General features: G+C 62.7%; 2 protein-coding genes. Both read left to right on the top strand.

Annotated features, from left to right (window positions below):
- Nucleotides 1-330 (top strand): ABC transporter permease subunit (locus EN935_RS39475; RefSeq protein ID WP_206534721.1); only part of this gene is annotated, 330 nt, incomplete at its 5' end.
- Nucleotides 331-332: 2 nt separating this feature from the next.
- Nucleotides 333-568 (top strand): ATP-binding cassette domain-containing protein (locus tag EN935_RS39480; RefSeq protein ID WP_127374427.1); only part of this gene is annotated, 236 nt, incomplete at its 3' end.

A 568-nucleotide genomic window follows, 5' to 3' on the forward strand; every position in this document is an offset into this window, starting at 1 on the left:
ATCACCGCTGCACGAACGGCCGGTTTGTCATCAACGCGGATATTCTTCCGCCACATGCTGCCGAACGCTCTGGCGCCGTTGCTGGTTTCGGTCACACTGGCACTTGCTACCGCCATCATAACCGTTGCTGGCCTGGGGTTCGTCGGCCTCGGCCCGGCCGATCCAGGCACGCCGGAGTGGGGCGTGATGCTAACCGAAGCCGGCAAGTTCTTGCGAACCGATCCGCTGCTTCTGTTCTACCCGGCGCTGGCGATCGCCTTGACGGCATTCGCCTTCAATCTGGTCGGCGATGGATTGCGCGAAGCGATGGACCCCAAGGTGGGTGACTGACGATGGATTCTGCGCTGGAGATCGAAGGTTTGTGCGTCCGCTTTCGGCTGTACGATCGTACGCTCACGGCTGTCGACAACGTCTCGCTGCGCGTCGAACGCGGCGAGACGATGGCGTTGGTTGGCGAATCCGGTTCTGGCAAGACGGTCACGAGTCTGGCAGTCATAGGCCTTCTTGGGTCCAAGGCGCTTGTCGCCTCTGGCTCCATTGGAGTCGGCGGCCGCGACGTGCTGGCCCC

Source organism: Mesorhizobium sp. M7D.F.Ca.US.004.03.1.1, from assembly GCF_003998635.1.
GTDB lineage: Bacteria > Pseudomonadota > Alphaproteobacteria > Rhizobiales > Rhizobiaceae > Mesorhizobium > Mesorhizobium loti.